The 13,198-nt window shown below is 64.6% G+C and carries 14 protein-coding genes and 1 pseudogene; 7 read left to right on the top strand and 8 right to left on the bottom strand.

Annotation, left to right across the window (positions count from 1 at the left end):
• Positions 1–7 precede the first annotated feature (7 nt).
• Together ACVILI_RS04140 and ACVILI_RS04135 are read right to left on the bottom strand one after the other, a co-directional pair.
• Positions 8–655: a cysteine hydrolase gene (locus ACVILI_RS04140; RefSeq protein WP_038650826.1), complete on the bottom strand. Its 648-nt coding sequence runs from the start codon at positions 653–655 to the stop codon at positions 8–10.
• A complete protein-coding gene (locus ACVILI_RS04135) occupies positions 652–984 on the bottom strand; it encodes a hypothetical protein (RefSeq protein WP_038650823.1) in 333 nt (110 codons plus the stop codon). The genes ACVILI_RS04140 and ACVILI_RS04135 overlap by 4 nt, the downstream gene beginning before the upstream one ends.
• A 169-nt stretch (positions 985–1,153) precedes the next feature.
• Between ACVILI_RS04135 and ACVILI_RS04130 the strand changes: the two genes are divergently transcribed.
• The 4 genes and pseudogenes from ACVILI_RS04130 (at position 1,154) to ACVILI_RS04115 (ending at position 5,353) form a co-directional block, all read left to right on the top strand.
• Positions 1,154–1,552 (top strand): RidA family protein, encoded by a 399-nt coding sequence (locus ACVILI_RS04130; RefSeq protein ID WP_038650820.1) that lies wholly within the window; start codon positions 1,154–1,156, stop codon positions 1,550–1,552.
• 169 nt (positions 1,553–1,721) lie between these two features.
• Positions 1,722–3,155, top strand: coding sequence for a pyridoxal-phosphate dependent enzyme (locus ACVILI_RS04125; protein WP_038650817.1), 1,434 nt, complete (start codon positions 1,722–1,724; stop codon positions 3,153–3,155).
• Positions 3,152–4,338, top strand: a pseudogene (locus tag ACVILI_RS04120) (trans-sulfuration enzyme family protein). The gene ACVILI_RS04125 and the pseudogene ACVILI_RS04120 overlap by 4 nt, the downstream one beginning before the upstream one ends.
• 46 nt (positions 4,339–4,384) lie before the next feature.
• Positions 4,385–5,353, top strand: a complete 969-nt coding sequence (locus ACVILI_RS04115; protein WP_038650810.1) for a GlxA family transcriptional regulator — start codon at positions 4,385–4,387, stop codon at positions 5,351–5,353.
• Positions 5,354–5,396: 43 nt separating this feature from the next.
• On the opposite strand, the gene ACVILI_RS04110 is transcribed toward ACVILI_RS04115, so the two are convergent.
• The gene (locus ACVILI_RS04110) at positions 5,397–5,810 is read right to left on the bottom strand and encodes a DUF6678 family protein (RefSeq protein WP_038650807.1); all 414 of its coding nucleotides are present in this window, start codon (positions 5,808–5,810) and stop codon (positions 5,397–5,399) included.
• 236 nt (positions 5,811–6,046) lie between these two features.
• On the opposite strand from ACVILI_RS04110, the gene ACVILI_RS04105 reads away from it, so the two are divergent.
• The 3 genes from ACVILI_RS04105 to ACVILI_RS04095 are packed head-to-tail and all read left to right on the top strand — an operon-like array spanning position 6,047 to position 8,972.
• The gene (locus ACVILI_RS04105) at positions 6,047–7,342 is read left to right on the top strand and encodes a M24 family metallopeptidase (protein ID WP_038653575.1); all 1,296 of its coding nucleotides are present in this window, start codon (positions 6,047–6,049) and stop codon (positions 7,340–7,342) included.
• A complete protein-coding gene (locus ACVILI_RS04100) occupies positions 7,339–8,019 on the top strand; it encodes an isochorismatase family protein (protein ID WP_038650803.1) in 681 nt (226 codons plus the stop codon). The genes ACVILI_RS04105 and ACVILI_RS04100 overlap by 4 nt, the downstream gene beginning before the upstream one ends.
• Positions 8,016–8,972, top strand: coding sequence for an alpha/beta hydrolase (locus ACVILI_RS04095; protein WP_240564562.1), 957 nt, complete (start codon positions 8,016–8,018; stop codon positions 8,970–8,972). The genes ACVILI_RS04100 and ACVILI_RS04095 overlap by 4 nt, the downstream gene beginning before the upstream one ends.
• A 9-nt stretch (positions 8,973–8,981) precedes the next feature.
• Here the strand turns inward: ACVILI_RS04095 and dnaQ are convergent, their stop codons facing one another.
• The 5 genes from dnaQ to ACVILI_RS04070 form a co-directional block, all read right to left on the bottom strand.
• Complete coding sequence (dnaQ, locus tag ACVILI_RS04090) at positions 8,982–9,704, bottom strand: DNA polymerase III subunit epsilon (RefSeq protein WP_019862183.1); 723 nt, start codon at positions 9,702–9,704, stop codon at positions 8,982–8,984.
• 213 nt (positions 9,705–9,917) lie between these two features.
• Positions 9,918–10,511, bottom strand: coding sequence for a dephospho-CoA kinase (gene coaE, locus ACVILI_RS04085; RefSeq protein WP_038650797.1), 594 nt, complete (start codon positions 10,509–10,511; stop codon positions 9,918–9,920).
• Positions 10,508–11,350, bottom strand: coding sequence for a shikimate dehydrogenase (locus tag ACVILI_RS04080; RefSeq protein ID WP_038650794.1), 843 nt, complete (start codon positions 11,348–11,350; stop codon positions 10,508–10,510). Before ACVILI_RS04080 ends, coaE begins: the two co-directional genes overlap by 4 nt.
• Positions 11,343–11,942 carry a Maf-like protein gene (locus tag ACVILI_RS04075; protein ID WP_019862180.1) on the bottom strand — a complete coding sequence of 200 codons (600 nt, stop codon included), beginning with the start codon at positions 11,940–11,942 and terminating at the stop codon, positions 11,343–11,345. Before ACVILI_RS04075 ends, ACVILI_RS04080 begins: the two co-directional genes overlap by 8 nt.
• Before the next feature lie 285 nt (positions 11,943–12,227).
• The gene (locus ACVILI_RS04070) at positions 12,228–13,142 is read right to left on the bottom strand and encodes a pyruvate, water dikinase regulatory protein (RefSeq protein WP_394811824.1); all 915 of its coding nucleotides are present in this window, start codon (positions 13,140–13,142) and stop codon (positions 12,228–12,230) included.
• Positions 13,143–13,198: the final 56 nt, after the last annotated feature.

The following is a 13,198-nucleotide window of genomic DNA, read 5'->3' as shown; positions in this document are numbered from 1 at the left end:
TTGTCCCTCACGCCGCATCGGCAAGCGCGCCGCAAAAGCCGGCGACATCGGTGATGACGGCCTCGCCGAGGAAACGCAGCGTCGCCATCGAGCGGTCGCGCGCTTCCTGGTTGCCGAAGCCGCAGGCGTCCGCGATCACCACAGCCGTAAAGCCATTGTCGGTCGCCTGGCGGGCGGTCGGCTCGATGCCGATCTCCATGGCGATGCCGGCAAGGGCGATGGCGCGCACGCCGCAATCGCGCAAGGCGAAGCCCAGGGCGGTGGAATCGAAGGCCGACATGGTCAGCTTGTCGAACACGGCTTCGTCGGCGCGAGGCGCCAGTTCGGGGACAATTCTCGTCGCTTCGGCGTCGCGCAGGAACCACGGCTCTACCGCGTCGGGACTGTCGCGCCGCTGCCAGGCCATGGCGGTGCGCAATTGGGTGGCGCCCATCCATTTGCGCGGCAAGGAGAGATGGCGCGTGAACGCCACCCGCATGCCGGCCGAGCGGGCGGCTTCGAGCACAATACGTGTGCGCTCGACGATATCGGCCGCGCCGGCGACCTGGCGGCAGATGCCGACCTGCATGTCGTAGACCACCAGCGCCACGCGGCTGGGATCACACCATTCGGCCAGGTTGGTTGGAACCTCTATGCCTTCGCTCGACCGGATCATGCCGCGGTCCGGTCCCAGGGTTGGGCGATGTCGACGCCGGGGTCGAACAGGTATTCGAGCGGCAGCGGCGCCGGGTCGAAGGCGAGGAAATGCCATTCGAGCAGCCCCGCCTTCGACAGCGGGAAGTCGTCCGTATAGCGCCTTGCCTCCTCGACGCTATCGAGCTCGAAGACGATGATGACGCCGCCGATATCGGCGCGGGCATAGTTTTCGCGCACGATGCCGGCCTTCCACAGCCGCCAGACATTCGACACCTCGTCGCGCAGATAGGGTTTCAAATCATCGAGTGTGACGCCGGGCTTGAAGTTGTCATAGGCGATGATCTTCATCGGCTGTCTCCTCTTGGCATGTCAGGATCGCGCGGCCTGCTTGTTTCGGCCTGCATCCCGTTCGGCTAGCATGTCGAAAATGGCGGCTTCAACGAACGAGATGGTTCGTTGAACGAGCCGGCCGGTTGCCCTTTCGTGGCGCGTGGCATCCAGCGGAGAGGAGACAACAATGGCCATCGAGCGGCTGAACCCGAAGGGCATGCACAGCAACCCGGCCTATTCGCAGGGCGTGGCGCTGCCGGCCTCGGCCCGCATCGTACTGATCGGCGGCCAGAACGGCATCGACGCCAATGGCCAGATCGTCGGCAAGGGCGACATCGCGGCGCAGACCGCGCAGGCGCTGGCCAATCTGGCGATGGTGCTCGATGCCGGCGGCGCCAGGCCGGAAGACCTCGTCCGCCTGTCGATCTACATTGTCGGCGACGCCGACATCAGGCCGGCCTTCGGCGCCTGGATGGCATTTTGGGGCGATCGCGGGCCGCCGCCGGTGGTGACAGGCATACGCGTGCTCGGCCTCGCCAATCCGGATTTCCTGATCGAGATCGAGGGGCAGGCGGCGATCGTGTAGAACCCCTGCTTTGGTGCCATGGGGGATGAGCAGCTGCCGCTTGGAATTTCATTCCTCGTCTGGCCGGCTGATTGGCACGTTCTATCTTCTTTCCCGCGACAAACGGCTGGAAAAGAGGCTACGCTGCCGCTCTGCCCCCGAGCCGGTTGCTTGATCAGGGAGCTTCGATATGAGCGAGCACGGAAAAGCTGCGCCAGGCAGCCCGGATGGCCAATCCTCGCGCCTGCGGCCGCCTTACAAGTCGGTTCTCGATCTGATCGGCCAGACGCCGGTGGTCGAGCTGACCAAGTTCGACACCGGCAAATGCCGGCTGTTCATCAAACTCGAAAGCCAGAATCCCGGCGGCTCGATCAAGGACCGCATCGCGCTGTCGATGATCGCGGCGGCCGAGAGAGAGGGCAGGCTCAAGCGGGGCGGTACCATCGTCGAGGCGACCGCCGGCAATACCGGCCTCGGCCTTGCCCAGGTCGGCATCCCCAAGGGCTACCGCATCGTGCTGGTCGTGCCCGACAAGATGTCGCGTGAAAAGATCCAGCATCTGCGCGCGCTGGGCGCCGAGGTGCGCATGACGCGCTCGGATGTCGGCAAGGGTCACCCGGAATATTATCAGGACATGGCCGAGAAGATCGCGGCGGAGGTGCCCGGCGCCTTCTATGCCAACCAGTTCGCCAATCCGGCCAACCCGCTGGCGCATGAGACGACCACCGGCCCGGAGATCTTCTCGCAGCTTAACAGTGATGTCGACGCGGTGGTCGTCGGCGTCGGCTCGGGCGGTACGCTGACCGGGCTAGGCCGCTACTTTGCCGAGGTGTCGCCGAAGACCGAAATGGTGCTGGCCGATCCGGTCGGCTCGGTGCTGGCGCCCTTGATCAAGACCGGCAAGATGGAAGAGGCCGGCAGCTGGACGGTGGAGGGCATAGGCGAGGATTTCGTACCGCCCAATGCCGACCTGTCGCTGGTGAAGAAAGCCTATTCGATATCAGACAAGCAAAGCATGCTGGCGGTGCGCGATCTCCTATCGCGCGAAGGCATTCTGGCCGGCTCGTCCTCGGGCACGCTTTTGTCGGCCGCCTTGCGCTATTGCCGCGAGCAGACGGTGCCCAAGCGCGTCGTCACCTTCGTCTGCGACAGCGGCAACAAATACCTGTCGAAGGTGTTCGACGATTTCTGGCTGGCCGAGCAAGGGCTGGCCGAGCACGAGCAGCATGGCGATCTGCGCGACCTCGTCATGCGCTCGCACCGCACCGGCGACACGGTCTATGTCGGCCCGGATGAAAGCCTGCTCAACGCCTATGGCCGCATGCGCCGCTCCGATGTCTCGCAACTGCCGGTTCTGGAAGATGGCAAGCTGATCGGCATCGTCGACGAGAGCGATATACTGGCGAAAGTCGACGGACCCTATGACGGCCGCTGGGAGCGTTTCAACGGTCCGGTGCGCACGGCGATGACCTCCAATCTGCACACGCTGCAGGCCAGCCAGACGCTGGATGCACTGCTGCCGGTGTTCGACCGCAACGAGGTCGCCATCATCTTCGACGGCGACGAGTTCGTCGGCCTGATCACCCGCATCGACCTGATCAACCATTTGAGGCGCGCACGATGACCAGCCACACAACACCACCATCGGGCAAGAATCGCCTGGCCTTCTCGACGCGCACCATCCATGGCGGCCAGAGCCATGATCCGCTGACCGGCGCGGTGATGGTGCCGATCTATGCGACCTCGACCTACGGCCAGCAGTCGCCTGGCGTGCACAAGGGGTTCGAGTACGCCCGCAGCCAGAACCCGACGCGCTTTGCCTTCGAGCGCGCGGTGGCCGATCTCGAAAGCGGAACGGCCGCCTTCGCTTTCGCCTCCGGCCTGGCAGCGATCTCGACGGTGCTGGAACTGCTCGACAGCGGCGCCCATATCGTCGCCACCGACGACATCTATGGCGGTTCCTTCCGGCTGATGGAGCGGGTGCGCAAGCGCTCGGCGGGTCTGCAGGTCTCTTTCGTCGACTTCACCGACCTTGGCGCGGTCGAAGCGGCGATCCGCCCGGAGACGAAGCTGCTGTGGGTCGAGACGCCGACCAATCCGCTGCTGCGCATCGTCGATCTCGAAGGTGTCGCCGCGCTGGCCAAGCGCAAGAGCGTCCTCACGGTCGCCGACAACACGTTCTGCAGCCCCTATATCCAGCGGCCGCTGGAACTTGGCATCGATATCGTCGTGCACTCAACGACAAAGTATCTCCAACGGCCATTCCGACATGGTCGGCGGCGTCGCTGTCGTCGGCGACAACAAGGAATTGGCGGCCCAGCTGAAATTCCTGCAGAACGCCGTCGGCGCCATATCGGGCCCGTTCGACAGTTTCCTCGCGCTGCGCGGCCTGAAGACGCTGGCGCTCCGGATGGAGCGCCATTCCGACAACGGGCTAAAGATCGCGCAGTGGCTGGAAGCGCGAAAAGATGTGCGCCGCGTGATCTATCCAGGCCTCGCCAGCCACCCCCAGCATTCCATCGCCGTCCAGCAGATGCATGCTTTCGGCGGCATGATATCAGCTGTGCTCGACCGCGATCTCGCCGGAACCAAACGCTTCCTCGAACGCACGCAATTGTTCACACTGGCCGAAAGCCTCGGCGGCGTGGAGAGCCTGATCGAGCATCCGGCGCTGATGACGCATGGGTCCATTCCCGCCGAGAAGCGCGACGAGATCGGCATTTCGGATTCGCGTGGTGAGGCTGTCGGCGGGGATCGAGGATGGCGATGACCTGATCGCCGATCTGGAGCAGGCGCTGGGGGGATAGCGCCAGCGGTTGACGCCAAGCGCCATTCGCCCGAGATGTAGCGGCCATGGCAACGCGCGAACCCGAAAAACCCACCGATCCCCTGACCTTCGCGGTGCTGGTGTTCCCCGGCTTTCCGATGATGGCGTTCAGTTCCGTCATCGAGCCGCTGCGCGCGGCGAACATCCTGGCCAAGCGGCAGTGCTATCGCTGGATCATCGTCGGCGGCACGAAAGGGGCGGTCGAGGCCTCGAACGGCGTCGTCATCCAGCCGGGGTTCTATGCCGAGGATGCGCCGAAGGTCGACCGCATCGTCGTCTGCTCGGGCGGCGATGCCGACCATCTCGTCGCCGAGGACGCGGCAAGCTGGATCCGCCGCAGCCTGCGCAATGGCGCGCATATCGGCGCGGTGGCGGATGCGGCGTTCTTCCTGGCGCGCGCCGGCCTGCTCGACGGCCATGCCTGCACCTTGCACTGGACCAGCCAGGCCGCCTTCACCGAGGCGTTCCCCAACATCGAGCTGCGGCGCGATCTCTATGTCATCGACCGCAAGCGCTTCACCTCGGCCGGCGGCGTCGGCAGTCTCGACATGATGCTGGAGATCATCACCCGCGACTATGGCGCCGAGCTTGCCGCCGGCGTCGCCGAATGGTTCGTGCACAGCCAGCTGCGTTCCAGCGTCGACCGCAAGCTGATGCCACTCAGGCTGCGCACCGGCGTGCAGAACGAGCTGGTGCTGTCGGCCATCGCCATCATGGAAGACGCGGTCGAGGAACGGCTCGGCATGGCGGAGCTGACGGCGCGGCTCGGCGTCTCCTCCGACAAGCTCGAGCGCTCCTTCCGCTCCGAACTCGCCATCTCGCCCAATGGCTACTACCGGCGGCTCAGGCTCAAGCGCGCCGCCGACCTCTTGGCGCATTCGACGCTCGCCGTGCGCGACGTGGCGCTCGCCTGCGGCTTTGCCTCGATGTCGAGCTTTGCCCGGGCTTTTCGCGAGGAGCATGGCCATCCGCCGAAGCTGGCGCGACGGCATTAGGCCCTTGCTCCCGACGGCTAAGATAGGCGGAATGTAGCCTTGGCTACTTCAGGTGGCCGACGACGCGCAAACCTTGTTCGGTAAGTTCGATGGGGAAGCGCTTGCCGGTGGCATCGATCACTGCGCGAATAGCGTCGACGTCTTGCGGAAGAAGCGCCGGGGGCACATTGTTTGGTCGTGTCTCCACCACAATCCGCCGGAATTCAATCCACTCTATCTCGACCAGTGGGTGGATATTCAAGGGCCATAAATCCACGTAGGCATGGGGTGGGTATAGACTAGGGAACACTGGTGACCATTCCTGGCTGTCGCCAACAAACTTGACTGCGATTCCCTTGATATTAACGCCAGAGGCTTCCAATGCTTTGAACAAAATGCGCCATTTCGTATTGGACATGAGCGAAGCCGAATAATTCTGCGCCACTTCTTTCTTAGCGCTGAGCCGTAGCGCATTCATGTCTATCGCCGGTTCTCTTCTTGGCACGATTTGAGCTCCAATAGTCATGGATATGTTCGCTGAATTGGAGTGCCTCCACAATACCGATGAATGGCCCGACCGCCCTTGATCATGTGTTGATCGGTTTTGACCGAGGTCGCGGCGGTATCTCGCACAACAATCGCGGTTTTCCGCACAATGCGTTCCCCGCTCCTGCGCCATGGTCGGACCTTCCAACCGACCCAAGGCCGAACCCCATGAGCATCGTCGTATTCGACCCCGACAGCACCGAGGACGTCGACTTCAAGGACCGCATGCGCCACCCGGCGGCGGCTGATCCGGCCGGCGGCATGTGGCTGTCCGACACCGAGCCATCCTTCATTGACGCCGATGCCTTGCGCAAAGGCCGGCTGGCCAAATTGAGGGGCTGGATGCGCGACGCCGGCTATGGCGGGGTGGTGCTGTTCGACCCGTACAACCAGCGCTACGCCACCGGCTCGCGCAACATGTTTGGCTATTTCCTGCGCAACTCGACCCGCTATTTCTTTATCCCGACCGAAGGGCCGATCGTGCTGTTCGAGTACCCGCAGAGCTACCATGTCTCGATGGTGCTCGACACGATCGACGAGGCGCGTCCTTCCAAGCTGGTGTGGTCGTCGGTTTCGGGCCGCGACGACGAAACCGCCGGCCCCTTCGCCGACGAGATCGCCGAACTCCTGAAGAAGCATGGCGGGGGCTCGATGAAGCTCGGGCTCGACCGCTGCAGTCATCTGCAGGCGCTCGCCCTGGAAAAGCGCGGCTGCGAGGTCAAGGATTGCCAGGGCGAGATCCTGGCAGTACGCGCGGTGAAGACCCCGGAGGAGGTCAAATGCCTGCAAGTGTCGATGGCCGGCGCCGAGGCCGCCGTCTATGCAGTGCGTGAGGCGATCAAGCCCGGCGTTTCCGAAAACGATTTGTTCGCCATCATGTATGGCGAGGTCATCCGCCAGGGCGGCGAGTTCATCGAGACGCGGCTGTTGACCTCAGGCCAGCGCACCAATCCCTGGTTCAACGAGGCCAGTGGCCGCAAGATCCGGCCGGGCGAGCTGCTCGCGCTCGATACCGACACGATCGGCTGCTACGGCTATTATTCGGATTTCTCGCGCACCTTCCGCTGCGGACCGGGCAAGCCGACCGATTACCAGAAGTCGCTCTACCGCATGGCGCACGACCAGGTTCAGCACAACATCTCGATCGTCAAACCCGGCATGGCGTTTCGCGAAATCGCCGAGAAGGCGTGGAAGATCCCGGACCGCTTCGTCGACCAACGCTATACTTCGGTGATGCATGGCGTCGGCATGCATGGCGAGACACCGTTCATCGCGCATGCCATGGATTACGAGACCTATGGCCGCGACGGCCATATCGTGCCAGGCATGGTGGTGAGCGTGGAAAGCTATATTGGCGAAAAGGGCGGCCGCGAGGGCGTCAAGCTGGAGGACGAGATCCTGATCACCGAGAAGGGCACGGAGCTTCTGTCGCGCTTTCCCTATGAGGACGAGTTTTTGGCGTGAGGGCTCCCATCTCCATCAAGCGCGGCACGGTGGCCGCCGTGTTCATAGACCTGCAGGAAGAGCACCGGCAGGACAAGCGCTACCTCGTCGAGGGCTTTGCCGGCATCCTCGCCAATGTCCAGCGGCTGCAAGAAGCGGCGCGCGCCAATCACGTGCCGCTCCAGCACTGGGCCTATATCGTCGATCTCGACAAGCAGGACCGGCCCTTTCATCCGCTCGGTGCCGACGGCAAGTCGGCCTTCTCAGACAAGAGCGATCCGCTGACCGAGATCTGCCGTGAGGTAGCGCCGGCCAGGGACGAGGCGCTGCTGATCAAGGCCGAGGCCAGCGCGTTGCGCAGCGGTCCGGCGGCCGATCGGCTCAAGGCCTCCGGCATCGAATGGCTTGTGGTCGCCGGCGTCTGGACCGAAGCCTGTATCGACGCCACCGTAAAGGACGCCGTGGCGAAGGGATTTCGCGTGCTGCTGGTCAAGGATGCCTGCGGCAGCGGCAGCGCGGCCATGCACCAGACCGGCATCCTCAACCTCGCCAACCGGCTCTATGGCGGCGCGGTCACCGACACGGACGGCGCCTGCCGGCTGCTGGCCGGCGAGACCGTCACCGCCTGGCAGGTCGAGGGGTCGGTGCCGCTGCGCTTCACCTTCGACAATGCGGCGGCGCTCTACGCCGATCTATGACGGCAGACCGACACCGCGGCAAATATGAAACACGGCTCGACCCGGCGCTGTGGGCCTATATCGACAGCGTCAACGCCTGGTACCCGCCCGAGGTGATCGGCCTGCCGATCGACAAGCAGCGCGCGGTCTATGACAGGATGTGCCGGGCTTTCCATCAGGGCCGTCCGCCGGGGGTCAAGGCCAGCGATGGCCTGGTCGGCGCTTCGGGCCACGGCATCCCGATCCGCCACTACCAGCCCGCCGGCAAGGCAGCGCGGGCCATGGTGCTCTATTTCCATGGCGGCGGCTTCATCCTCGGCGGGCTCGACAGCCATGACGACATCTGTGCCGAGATCTGCGCCGGCACCGGCTTCGACGTGGTGTCGGTCGACTACCGGCTGGCGCCCGAGCATGTGCACCCCGCCGCCTTCGACGATGCGATGGCCGCCTTCGCATGGGCGGCGACGTCGGGCCTGCCGCTGGTGCTGTGCGGCGAGAGCGCCGGCGGCAATCTCGCAGCGGCCGTGGCGCAGGCGACGCGCCAGCATATCAGGGCCGCGATCGGCCAGGTGCTAATCTATCCCGGTCTCGGCGGCGATGAGGCAGCCGGCTCCTATGTCGAACATGCCGAAGCACCGCTGCTGTCCGTCAGCGATATAGCCTTCTACCGCGACGTCCGTTCGGCCAAGCGGCAATCGCCCGACGACCCGACCTTGTCACCGTTGCGCGACAACGACTTTTCCGGCCTGCCGCCAACGGTGATCATCACGGCCGAGTGCGACCCGCTATCGTCCGATGGCGAAACCTACCGCGACCGCATCGTTGCGGCCGGCGGCAAGGCATGGTGGCATGAGGAGAAGCGCCTGGTTCACAGTTTCCTGCGCGCCCGCACCACGGTGCCGGCCGCGGCGGAGGCGTTCGCGCGCATCATCGCGGCGATTGCATCACTGGGGCGTGGCGAGTGGCCGTATTGAGTGTTTGTCCTACGACGCCGCAACGCTCTTTTCGGAGGAATTGGCTTTCAGCCAGAGCGCCTTTTCGCCGAGTGTCGTGACCATGGCGGCATGCGCCGCGCGCTCGGCTTCGGTCAGGCGCGCCGGCAGCGGCCTCGGGCGCTCGGCGACGATGATCTCGATGTGGCGGACATTCTCGCCCTGCGCCGGCGCGGTGGCGCTGTCGAGGATAAGTGCGGCCTGCTTACCGCCGATCAGCTCGATATAGACCTCGGCCAACAATTCGGAATCGAGCAGCGCGCCGTGCTTGGTGCGTTTCGTGTTGTCGATGCCGTAGCGCCGGCAGAGCGCATCGAGCGAATTGGGGCCCATCGGGTGCTTGCGGCGCGCCAGCGCCAGCGTGTCGACGACACGGCCGGGATCGACGACGGGATGGCCGAGCCGGCCGAATTCGACATTGAGGAAGCCGATGTCGAACGTGGCGTTGTGCGCGACCAGCTTGGCGCCGTCGGTGAAGGTCAACCATTCCTCGGCGATTTCGGCAAAGGTCGGCTTGCCCGCGAGATCCGCCGCGCTGATGCCGTGCACGGCCTGCGCCTCCTCATGGATCGCCCGGCCTTGCGGGTTGATATAGTGGTGGAACGTCCTGCCGGTCGGGAAACGGTTGACCAGCTCGACGCCGCCCAGCTCGATCACGCGGTCGTCGCGCGAATCAAGGCCGGTGGTTTCCGTATCGAAGATGATCTCGCGCATCGAATCAGTCCGTTCTAAGCAAGCAGAATCATACAGCGGAACAAAATGGCAATGCCTGTTTTCTCTTCTCCCCTTGTGGGAGAAGGTGGATCGGCGCGTAGCGCCGAGACGGATGAGGGGTGTTCCAGCGGAGTGAGACGTTGGCGTTCCCTGGAACACCCCTCATCCGTCGCCTTCGGCGACACCTTCTCCCACAAGGGGAGAAGGAAAGCGTCAGCGACCAGACCCCCCGGAGAGCTCGGCGATAATGGCGGCAACGGCGGCACGCGCCGCCTCCAATCCTTGGCCGGTGTCGATGACGAAATCCGCCAGCCTGCGCTTCTCCGCATCCGGCACCTGCTTGGCCAGGATCGCCGCCAGTTTTTCTTCCGTCATGCCCGGCCGGGCCAGCACGCGCTGGCGCTGGATTTCGGTGGGCGCCGTGACGACGACGACCTTGTCGACGCGGCCACGGCCGCCGGTTTCGAAGAGCAGCGGAATATCGAGCACGGCGATCGATTCGCCGGCGTTACGATGCATGGCCAAGAAGGCGTCGGCATCGGCGCGCACCAGCGGATGGATGATCGCTTCCAGCCGCTTCAGCGCGGCGGCATCGCCAAGCACGCGCGCGCCAAGTTTTGCGCGATCGACCACACCATCGACAACCGTTCCGGGAAAAGCGGCCTCGACCAAAGGCGCCGCCGCACCGGAATAGAGGCGATGCACCGCCTCGTCGGAATCATGGACCGGCACGCCCGCCTCGGCGAACATTTTCGCCGTCGTCGACTTGCCCATGCCGATCGAGCCGGTGAGGCCGAGCACGATCATGGTTTCGGCACCAGATCGGCAACGATGAGTGCGCGAAGCTCCGCCGTGACCTGCGGCCTGATGCCGAACCAATGTTCGAAGCCGGGCACGGCCTGGTTGAGCAGCATGCCGAGGCCGTCGACCGTCTTCAGCCCCCTGGCGCGCGCGGCGGCGAGCAGGGGGGTTTCGAGCGGCACATAGACAAGGTCGGTGACGATGGCGTGGTCCGGCAGCAAGGCCGGATCGGCGGCGAGGCCTTCATTGCCGACCATGCCAAGTGCCGTGGTGTTGACCAGCAGGCCGGCGTCGGCCAGCAATTCGTGGGTCTCCGCCGTGCCATGCGCCGAAACGCCGGCGCCGAAACCATCCCGCAATTCCTGCGCCCGGGCGAGCGTGCGGTTGACGATTCTGATATCGCCGACGCCACGCTGCTTCAGTGCCTGGATGACGGCGCGGGACGCGCCGCCGGCGCCGAGCACGACCGCGGGGCCGGTGTTTGCCCAGCCCGGCGCGTAATCATCGAGGTTGGCGGCAAAGCCGTGGCCGTCGGTGTTGCCGCCCCACAGGAGACCGTCCTCGAACCACAGCGTGTTGACGGCGCCGATCTCCTCGGCCGCCTGGTCGCGGCGGTGGACAAGAGCGAAAGCGGCTTCCTTGTGCGGAATGGTGACATTGCCGCCGCGAAACCCGTTTGCCCGCAAAGCCGCGATGAATTCGGCAAAATCCTGCGGCGCCACGTCGATCGCCTCATAACTGCCGTCGATGCCGTGCTGGGCCAGCCAGTGGCCATGGATCTTCGGCGAGCGCGAGTGCTTGATCGGATGGCCGGTGACAAAAGCCTTCTTCGTTGCCTCAGCCATCGATGGCCCCCAGCGTGCGCAGTTCGGCCAGCAGCGGCAAAAGCGGCAGGCCGACAATCGTAAAATGATCGCCCTCGATCTTCTCGAAGAGCTGGATGCCTTCGCCCTCGACCTGGTAGGCGCCGACGCTGGCCAGCGCCCTGGCGCCGACACGGGCGAGATGGCGGCCGATGAAGCCGGGGTCGAGCTTGCGCATGGTCATGCCGGCGATGCCGACATGGCGCCATAGCACCTTGCCGTCGCGCACCAGAACGGCGGCGCTGTTGAGCTGGTGGGTCTTGCCCGACAACGCCAGGAGATGGCGGCGCGCGCCTTCCATGTCGGCCGGCTTGTGGAACACTTCGTCACCCAAAGACAAAGTCTGGTCGCAGCCGAGCACCAGCGCGCCGGGCCGGCGTTCGCTGACCTCGGTGGCCTTGGCCTCGGCCAGAACCAGGGCGACATCCTCGGGCGAAACGCCGCTATCCTGCAACGGCGCCTCGAGCGCGCGCTCATCGACATCGGCCGGCACGGCCTCGACATCGAGCCCGGCATTGAGAAGCATTGCCTTGCGGAACGGACTGCCGGAGGCGAGGATGATTTTTTCGGTCATTTTTCACTCAGGCGCAGGTACAGGCGCGGTTGGGATATGAGCTTCAATCTGCAACGTTGGCGCCGCCCCTCACTATCCTGCCGGACATTTCTCTCCGTATAGAGACGGGGAGAAAGGGGCAGCTTCAGCGCAGGCGCTCTTCTTCGGCTACGCTGGTGATTGGCGAAACCTTCTACGACAGCGCCCCTCTCCCCGTCACTATACGGGGAGAGGATGCCGGCAGGCAGGTGAGGGGCGGCGCCGAGTTTCCGCTAAGAAGTCTCGGAAAACGCACTCCTCGTTCAATTATCTGTTCTTCCCCCGCAGGGCAACGATCGCCGCCGCCGTTTCCTCGATCGAGCGGCGGCTGACGTCGATCATCGGCCAGCCATGGCGCGTGCAGATCTGGCGGGCATAGGCGAGCTCCTCGTTGATGGCGGCGCGGTCGACATAGTCGGTCGGCACATAGGAACTGCTGTTGCCGAGGATGCGGTTCTGGCGGACATGCGAGATGCGCTCGGCGGTGGCGATCAGCCCGACGATCAGCGGCTTGGAGGCGCTGACCAGGCTTTCGGGCACCGGCACGCCGAGCACGATCGGGATGTTGGCGGTCTTGATGCCGCGATTGGCGAGATAGATGCTGGTCGGCGTCTTCGACGTCCGCGAAATGCCGATCAGCACGACATCGGCATCGTCCATATTCGCCGGCAGCTGGCCGTCATCATGGTCCATGGTGAAGTTCAGCGCATCGATGCGGCGGAAATATTCGGCGTCGAGAACGTGCTGGGCGCCGACACGGCGGCCGGCCGGCGTGCCGAGATAGGACTGGAAGACGGTGAGCACCGGCTCCAGCACCGACACGCAGGGCAGGCCCATTGTGGCGCAGCGCTCGTCAATGCCGCGCGCAAGCTTCTGGTCGACGACCGTATAGAGGATGATGCCCGGCTCCTCCTCTATGTCCTCGAACACCTTGGCGACCTGCTTTTCGGTACGGATGAGCGGGTAGATGTGCTCGATCGCCCGTGCATCCTTGTATTGCGCCGAAGCCGCCCGCCCGGCGGCGAGCAGCGTTTCGCCGGTCGCGTCGGAAATCAGGTGCAGGTGAAAGAAGCTCTGGGGTTTGTTCACAGGGATCACCTGGGGCTGTGGGCGGATGTGGATAAAGCGGGACAGAAAGAGGCGCCGGTCGGAGGCGACTGTATCAGATGGCAGTTTGTCCACAATTCGCTGTGCTGTCAGCTTGGTCGGGCGGCTGGGGACAAGTCTGGGGACGGCCG

It is taken from the genome of Mesorhizobium sp. USDA 4775 (genome assembly GCF_054062655.1).
The sequence above is the reverse complement of the archived record's forward strand: the minus strand, read 5'-3'. Positions and strand labels throughout refer to the sequence as shown.